The following is a 6499-nucleotide window of genomic DNA, read 5'->3' as shown; positions in this document are numbered from 1 at the left end:
CGACGGCGATGATCTCGCCTTCCTGCGGCTTTTCCTTTGCCGTATCCGGGATGATGATCCCGCCGGCGGTCTTGGATTCGGATTCGACCCGGCGAACGACCACGCGGTCATGAAGCGGGCGGAACTTCGACTTTGCCATTTTTTCTTCCTCGAATGAGAACGGTGAGAACAGTTCCTCCGTCCGGCGGTGCCGGACACGTGGTTAGCACTCATCAATGGCGAGTGCTAACGTGGCGCTGAAATAGGCCGCCGACCTGCGAGAGTCAAGGCACGCGGGAACCGGCAATCGCGCGAAATTTTTCTCTTGCTGCATCGTCGCGAAGAATGCGGCGGGGGCGCGGCCTGTCGCGGTCTGGCGACGCGCCATTTGAGTTCGTGGAAAGTGGAGACACCGCCACAAAGCGCAAGCGCGTCAGAGGAACAACCGCAACTGGGTGTGGATGATCGACCGGTAATCCTCGATCGTGCGCCGGCTTTCCGCTTCGCCCTGCGCAAGCGCCAGGCGCACGACGCCGCCGGCGAGCTGGAAGATCAGCAGGACCATGCGTTCGAACTGCTCGTGCTTTTCCGGCTCGAGCAAGGCGGTGACATGGTCGCAGAACATCTTGGCCTGATGCCGGGTTTCGGCGATGTCGAGATTCTTCAGCGCCTTGTCGGCCTGGATGGCGTTCTGCAGATCCTGGATGGCCGGATCGCTGGCGACACGGCTGAGATAGTCGTCAAGCAGCCGGTCGGCCGCGGCGATGACGTCCTTCGCTTCGCGGACATCGGCGATGATCGCCGCCAGGCGCGCCCGGCTGACCTCGGAAAACCGCTCATAGAGCATAGCCAGGATCGCCGACTTGTTGGGGAAGTAGTGATAGACGGTGGCGATCGGCCCGCCCGCCAGCATGCCGACCTCCTTCATGGTGACGGCATCAATGCCCTTCTCGCCGATCAGCCGCATGGTCGTCGACAGGATGGCGTCGATGCGCTCGCGGCTGCGCTCCTGCTTGGGCCTGCGCCTGGGCTCGGTAGCCGTTCGACTTGCTTCCGTCATGCACCGATCTTTCGGACGGTTCCAAATTCCGGTTGACAAGAAATATGATCAAGTATCAGGTTCTGAATGCTGACAGAGTGTCAGCTTTTCTGCCGCGCGGCAAGGACGTTGGGAGGTGCCTTTGACTTCGACAAGCACCGGTCTTCAGGGCGATGGCGACTGGCTGGTTGGCAGTCCGACCGGCGGGCAGCTTGCCTCGGCCTTGTGGATCGGGTCGGTCGGCCTGCTCATCCTCGGCCTGCAGCCCGTCCTGCTCGGCGCCCTCTACACCGAGGGCCATGTCAGCGGCGACGAATTGGCACTGGTCGCCACCGCCGAGATGATCGCCATCGCGATTGGCTCGGCGATCGTCGCGATGCTGCTTTCCGCCCGCAATATGCGCTGGAAAAGTGCGGTCCTCCTGCTGCTGCTGGCGGTGGCGAATGTCTGGACGACCTATGCCGCCGGGGCCAACACGCTGATGGCGGCGCGCGCGCTGGCCGGTCTTGCCGAAGGCGGCCTTGTCGCGGTCGCCACCGAACTGATCGCCCGTTCGCGGCGCGCCGAACGCATCGGCGGCTATTTCGTCACCATGCAGACGCTGGCGCAATGCGCTCTTGCCCTGCTGCTGGCGCTCTATGTCATCCCCGCCGCCGGATCGGCGGGTGGCTTCCTCGTTCTCGCGATCGTCTGCGTCCTGTCGCTGGTCGTCGCCTTTATTGTCCCCGCCGACTATGCCGACCTGCCGAAGGAAGAGAACCTCGCCAATGTGCTGACGGTTCCTTCGGTCACCGCGATCTTGTCGGTCTTCTGCTACTTCATGTTCTTCGGTGCCGTCTGGGCTTTTCTGGAGCCGCTCGGCGCCCAATTCGGCATCGATGGCCGCACCATCGGCCTGATCGTCTCGGCCAGCCTCGCGGCGCAGGTTCTGGGCGCGATGACGGCGACCGTGTTCGAGGCGCGCATCGACTATCGCGTTGCCATCGTGGCGATCGGCATCGTCGCGCTCGTCGCCTCGCTCGTGCTTGCCAGCGGACCTGGCCTCACGACATTCTGGGTCGCCGCCCTGGTCATGGGTTTTATCCTGCTCTTCATCGTGCCCTACCAGATCCGGCTGGCGATCACCGCCGACGAGACACGCACCGCCGTGCTGCTGGTACCGGCCGCCCAGCTTTTCGGCCTGGCGATCGGGCCGGTCGCGGCGTCGCTGCTCATCGACGGCAAGGATTTTCGCCCGGTTCCGGAATTCGCCGCCGCAAGCGCTGTCGCCAGCGTGGCGCTGCTCGGTCTGTTTGTCCTCGTGGCGCGGCGTCGCCGGGTTGTTGCGTGAGCACCATGTCGAACAGCTGGAGCAACTGGTCGGGCTTTGTCACCGCCGAGCCGCGGCTGCTTGCCAGCCCCGCCGACGCCGGCGAACTTTGCGATCTCATTCGCACCGCACCCGGTCCGGTCCGCGTCGCCGGCGCCGGTCACTCCTTCACGCCGCTGGTGAAATCGCAAGGCACCATCCTGTCGCTGGAGAAGCTGGAAGGGCTGGTCTCGCATGATGCGAAAAAACATCAGGCGCGCGTACGGGCAGGGACGCGGCTTGGTTCGCTCATGCACATCCTGCAAGGCATCGGCCAGGGCCTGCCCAACATGGGCGACATCGACCGCCAGGCCATAGGCGGCGCGCTGGGCACGGCTACCCATGGCTCGGGGCCGACGCTCGGTGCCTATCACACGCAGCTGGAAACGGTGCAGATCGTCGACGGGCTTGGCAAGGTCCGCGAATTCAAGCGGGAAGGGGATCAGGAGACGATCCATGCCATCGGCGTCGCCCTCGGTGCCTTCGGCGTGCTCAGCGAAGTGACGCTGAACAACATCGCGAGCTACCGCCTGCGCCGCCGCAAATGGGTGCTGCCGATCGTCGACATGCTGCGCGATTTCGAGACGATGATGGCCGCGCATCGTTCGGCTGAATTCTATTACATTCCCTTCTCCGGCTACGCCCAGTTCATCGCCAGCGACTTCAGCGCCGAAGCCACGACGGTGCGCCCGACCGACGATGATGAAGGCTCGTTGCGCACGCTGCGTCGCTTGCGAACCGGGCTTGCCTGGCTGCCGGCGCTGCGCCGCCGGCTGATCCTCGGCGCCGTCGCCAAGGTGCCGGCCGAGGATTATGTGCAGGACTGGCTCAACGTCTATGCCAGCGACCGGCAGACCAGGTTCAACGAAATGGAATATCACCTTCCCTTCGAGGAGGGGCCGAAGGCGCTGGCCGAGATCATCGAACTGACCGAGAAGCATTTTCCGGAAGTCTATTTCCCGATGGAGGTGCGGTCGGTGGCCTCAGACGAATTCTGGCTCTCGCCCTTTCACAAAAGGTTCACCTGTTCCATCGCCATCCACCATGACGCGGCGAACGATCCGCTGCCGTTCATGCGTGCGGCCGAGCCGATCTTCCGCAGACATGGCGGCAGGCCGCACTGGGGCAAGATGCACAGCCTGAAAGCGGCCGACCTGAAAAAGCTCTATCCGCGCTGGGACGATGCGATGGCGGTGCGCCGCGACATCGATCCGCAGAACCGTTTCGTCTCGCCCTACATGGCCGGCTTGTTCGGCATCGAACCCAGTCCTTTTGGCATCTAGCGATGAAGGCTTATTTCGCCACGCTTTCGGATGCGCTGAAGCAGGCGGGCATCTTCCAACCCTGCCTGCTGCTCGACCTCGACCGGCTGGATGGCAACATCGCCCTGGTGAAGGAGAGGCTTGATGCCAGCCTTGCCGTACGGCTGGTCGACAAGTCGCTCGCTTGCCTGCCGCTGCTCTCCCATATCGGCAAGGCGCTTGGAACCCAACGCTTCATGACCTTCCATCCGCCGATCAGCGATGCGGTGCTGAGCGCGTTTCCGGATGCGGATCTGCTGTACGGCAAGCCGATGCCGGTTGGCGCGGCAAGGGCGGCGCTTTCCAGAGGCGATGCGGCCTGGTCGCGCGTCTGCTGGCTGATCGATACCCAGGAGAGGCTGGCGGAGTATGGCGCGCTCGCAGCCGAGTTCGGCGTCGAACTGCGCATTGCTTTCGAAATCGATGTCGGACTGCATCGCGGCGGCTTTGCCGAACCGGAGGCTCTGTCGCGGGCGCTTAAGGCGCTGCCGGCCCACAAAGGGCTGCGCTGCGAAGGCGTCATGGCCTATGAGGCGCATGCGCCGCACATACCCGCCCTGTTCGGCGGGCCGGCCAAGGCGTTGGCGCAAGCCTCGCAACGGGCCGCCGCTTTCGTCGCGCGCCTCGGCATGGACCAGCGCCACATCTTGAACATCGGTGGCAGCAAGACCGCGCTGCTTCATCATGGCGGCGTTGCCAATGAAGTGTCGATCGGGTCGGCCTTCGTGCTGCCCGGCGATTTCGACACGCCAGGCCTCGATGGCTTCCGGCCGGCGGCCTTCATCGCGACGCCGATCCTGAAATTGGTCGAGCCAATGCTGCCCGGCCCGCCTGCGGTCTCGCGTCTGCTCCAGGCGCTCGGCCGGTTTCCGCGCAAGGGCTGCTATCTCTATGGCGGCAAATGGATGGCCGAACCGGTGTTTCCCGAAGGCCTGACGGCGAACGGCCTGCTTGGCCTGTCCTCCAACCAGCAATTCATGGGCCTGCCCGCCGGGGCCGTCGTCAGGCCAGGCGACTACGCGTTCCTGCGACCGACGCAGAGCGAAGCCGTGCTGCAGCAGCTCGGGCCGATCGCGGTGCTTTCCGGTGGCAGGATCGTCGACCGCTGGCCGGTGCTGCCGATGATGTAAGTGTCCGAGTCATCTCCTGATAGTTGACTTAGTCAAATAAGTGATTGATCCTGTGCCGGCAGGAGATGACTCGATGACAATCCACCATCAACCCGACAAGGCTGCACCCAGCAAGGACCTGATTGATGCGGTGCGCGCCTTCAACCGCTTCTATACCCGTCAGATCGGACTGCTCGACGAAGGGCTGCTGAAGAGCGCCTTCTCGCTGACCGAGGCGCGCGTGCTCTACGAGTTGGCGCATCGTGACGGACTGACCGCGACCGACCTCGGGCGCGATCTCGGCCTCGACGCCGGCTATGTCAGCCGTTTGCTGAAGAAGTTCGAGCGCCTTCATCTCATCTCCAGGGTCACCCTGGTTTCGGACGCGCGGCAATCGTCGATCGCGCTGACGCCGGCGGGCAGGAACGCGTTCGCACCGCTGAACAAGGATTCGCACGACCAGGTCGCGGCGCTGCTCGATCGGCTGCCCGCGTCGGAGCAGGACCGGCTGGTCAATTCCATGCGCACGGTGCAGCGTCTGCTGGATGACAGTGGCGAGCCGAAAATCCCTTATCTGCTGCGGCCGTTGCAGGTCGGCGACATTGGCTGGATCACCCGCCGGCAAGGGATGCTCTACGCGCAGGACTATGGCTGGGACGAAACCTATGAGGCCCTGGTCGCCGAAATCCTCGCAAATTTCGTAAAATCCTTCGATCCGAAATGGGAGCGAGGCTGGATCGCCGAGCGGGAAGGCGAGGTCGTCGGCTCGGTCTTCGTCGTGCGCAAGTCGGATCAGGTGGCCAAGCTGCGGCTGCTCTATGTCGAACCTTCGGCGCGCGGCCTCGGCATCGGCAAGCGCCTGGTCGACGAGTGCATCGGCTTTGCCCGCGCCAGGGGATACAAGACGCTGACCCTATGGACCAACGACATTTTGACCGCGGCCCGGCACATCTATCAGGCGGCCGGTTTCAAGCTGATCGAGGAAGAGCCTCACCATTCCTTCGGCAAGGATCTGGTTGGACAGAACTGGGATCTGGAACTGTAGCGGCGCGTCATGCCTTGACCGGCACCCAGATCTCCAGCCCGCCATTACCTGTGCGTGCATCGAATTCGGGCCCATACCGCTCGAATTCCGGCGCGTCGGCGATTTCGTGGCCGGAGGCCGGCAGCCAACTGTTCCAGATCGTATTGATCGTACGCCGGATGGTCGAGATGTGCTCGCGATGCATGAAAACGGCGTATTTCCGCGCCGGAACCCGCACCCGGTAGAATTCCTTCGGCAGATCCGCGAAGTCGCGCACTTCGACGCCGACGACATAGTCGAAATTGCCGGCATCGTCGCCATTGAGGCAGACACCGTAGAAAACGCCGGCGACTTCGCCGGGTATGTTGCCGATGTAAGGGCTGAAACGCTGCCACTGCATCGGAATGCCGGCGCTCGATTCGCAGCTGTAGCGCTCGCCGAGGCCGGCGATGAGGAAGGGGCGGCTGGTCTCGAAGCGCGGTGGTTCGAGGCTGGCGAGCAGGGTGTGGTCCATCAGGATAGGCTCCACGAGATCAAGGGTCTTGGTCGAACCTTGCGCGCGCACCAGTTCCGGCGTGGTACCGAACTGGTCACGGAAGGCACGGGTGAAAGCCTCATGCGAGTTGTAGCCGGCGTCGAGCGCGACGCACAGGATGTCGGGCGCCCCGCCGGCGAGCCTGCGCGCCGCCTCGGTCAGCC

General features: G+C 63.9%; 6 protein-coding genes and 1 pseudogene. 4 read left to right on the top strand and 3 right to left on the bottom strand.

Annotation, left to right across the window (positions count from 1 at the left end; all coding sequences use genetic code 11):
- Nucleotides 1-139, bottom strand: a pseudogene (locus O7A61_RS30330) (co-chaperone GroES); the annotation flags it as partial.
- A 273-nt stretch (nt 140-412) separates the two neighbouring features.
- Complete coding sequence (locus tag O7A61_RS30325; RefSeq protein ID WP_337132881.1) at nt 413-1039, bottom strand: TetR family transcriptional regulator; 627 nt, start codon at nt 1037-1039, stop codon at nt 413-415.
- 121 nt (nt 1040-1160) lie between these two features.
- Between O7A61_RS30325 and O7A61_RS30320 the strand changes: the two genes are divergently transcribed.
- From O7A61_RS30320 to O7A61_RS30305, 4 genes are all read left to right on the top strand, one after another.
- Nucleotides 1161-2348, top strand: coding sequence for an MFS transporter (locus O7A61_RS30320; RefSeq protein WP_337132880.1), 1188 nt, complete (start codon nt 1161-1163; stop codon nt 2346-2348).
- Nucleotides 2349-2353: 5 nt separating this feature from the next.
- On the top strand, nt 2354-3649 hold the full coding sequence (locus O7A61_RS30315) for a D-arabinono-1,4-lactone oxidase (RefSeq protein WP_337132882.1): 1296 nt from the start codon (nt 2354-2356) through the stop codon (nt 3647-3649).
- 2 nt (nt 3650-3651) lie between these two features.
- A complete protein-coding gene (locus O7A61_RS30310) occupies nt 3652-4797 on the top strand; it encodes an alanine racemase (RefSeq protein WP_337132879.1) in 1146 nt (381 codons plus the stop codon).
- 73 nt (nt 4798-4870) lie between these two features.
- The gene (locus O7A61_RS30305) at nt 4871-5821 is read left to right on the top strand and encodes a bifunctional helix-turn-helix transcriptional regulator/GNAT family N-acetyltransferase (RefSeq protein ID WP_337132878.1); all 951 of its coding nucleotides are present in this window, start codon (nt 4871-4873) and stop codon (nt 5819-5821) included.
- A gap of 7 nt (nt 5822-5828) precedes the next feature.
- Here the strand turns inward: O7A61_RS30305 and O7A61_RS30300 are convergent.
- On the bottom strand, nt 5829-6499 hold a 671-nt coding region (locus tag O7A61_RS30300), incomplete at its 5' end, for an AraC family transcriptional regulator (protein ID WP_337132877.1).

The sequence above is a fragment of the Mesorhizobium sp. Cs1321R2N1 genome (assembly GCF_037179725.1).
GTDB lineage: Bacteria > Pseudomonadota > Alphaproteobacteria > Rhizobiales > Rhizobiaceae > Mesorhizobium > Mesorhizobium salmacidum.
Note: the sequence above shows the minus strand (reverse complement) of the source record. Positions and strands in the feature narration are given on the sequence as shown.